The sequence below is a fragment of the Endozoicomonas sp. YOMI1 genome, from assembly GCF_024606345.1.
In the GTDB taxonomy this organism is placed as follows: domain Bacteria; phylum Pseudomonadota; class Gammaproteobacteria; order Pseudomonadales; family Endozoicomonadaceae; genus Endozoicomonas.
On the sequence record NZ_JAHHPM010000240.1, the window covers coordinates 1 to 1,367 of the forward strand.

Here is a 1,367-nt window from a genome sequence, read left to right on the forward strand (position 1 = left end):
TATTGTGAATCCCTGATGCTTCATGCCTGCCGTACCGGGGATCTGAAAACGCTGAACATGCTGCTGGCCCTTGATGCCAGTCTGGCAACGCGCACTTACCGCTCGGCGCGCACCGGTCAGCCTGCACACCCGTTAGCTATCGCCATTGATTCCGGCCATATGGATTGCGCCCAAACGCTGATCGATCACCAGGCCGATGTCAATGCCGCTGACCAGGATGGTCAGACGCCCCTGCACCTCGCGGCTGAGAACGGCAACATCCAGTGCCTGAAACTGTTGGTTACCCATGGAGCAAGTGTCAATGCCACCAATAAGAACGGCGAAACGCCCCTGCATATGGCCACCAAAATCGGCATAATCGAGGCCCGTCAACAATGGGCTGCCATGGGCAGAAATATCAATGAAAGCTTCGATAATGGCAGGATGCTCGAACGCTATACCAGCAAAAAAGAAAACAACACCGGGTTTCTGAAAGAGCTACTTGCCAACAGCGAAGTAAATATCAATACCATTGATAACGACAGCGTCACGCCCCTGATGATCGCCGCATTATGGGGCAAATCCGAGCGTCTGAAATGGCTGCTCGAGGCAGGAGCAGATATCAATGTCATCGCTAACTGGGACTGGATGGCCATCCACTTCGCTGCCATAAGCGGCTGTACAGAGTCCGTCAAAGTGTTACTGGCCGTTCCCGGCATCAAGGTCAGTGAGAGTGATATTTTTGGCTGGACGGTTCTTCACTTAGCGGCCGGTTACGACTGTGCAGAGTCCCTCAAGGTGTTGCTGGCCACTTCCGGCATCCGGGTCAATAAAAGGAATGGCAGGGGCTGGACAGCTCTCCACATCGCTGCAAAATACGATAGTGCAGAGTCCGTCAAGACATTACTGGTCGCGCCAGGCATCCAGGTCAATAAGAAGACTAACAAGGGCAAGACAGCTCTCCACATCGCTGCCAAATACCACAGTACAGAGTCCATCAAGACATTACTGGCCGCTCCGGGCATCCGGGTCAACAAGAAGACTTACAAGGGCTGGACGGCTCTCCACATAGCTGCAATGTACGGCAACGCAGAGTGTCTCGAAGCGTTGCTGGCCGCTCCGGGCATCCATATCAAGGAGCAGACTGACGATGGCTGGACGGCCCTGAGCTTAGCTGCCAGCCATGGCCACAGCGCGTGCATAGAACTCCTGATTGTCAACGGGGCCTGGCTGCCAATAAATTAGCGGGACTTGAGAGTTAACACTTGCATTGCATTCAACCCGTTCAGGGTCATCCCGGTCTTAACTGCCATCGCTGCTGCAACGCCGCTTTTCATATTGCAAAAGCTACAAGCGTTGGTTGGTAACGACAAAAAAAAATGCAAAGA

General features: G+C 53.5%; 1 protein-coding gene. It reads left to right on the plus strand.

The genetic code is table 11. The features are described from left to right. Positions 1 to 1,224: ankyrin repeat domain-containing protein (locus KDK15_RS08345; protein ID WP_257294898.1), on the plus strand; the 1,224-nt coding region annotated here is incomplete at its 5' end. Between the last annotated feature and the right edge of the window lie 143 nt (positions 1,225 to 1,367).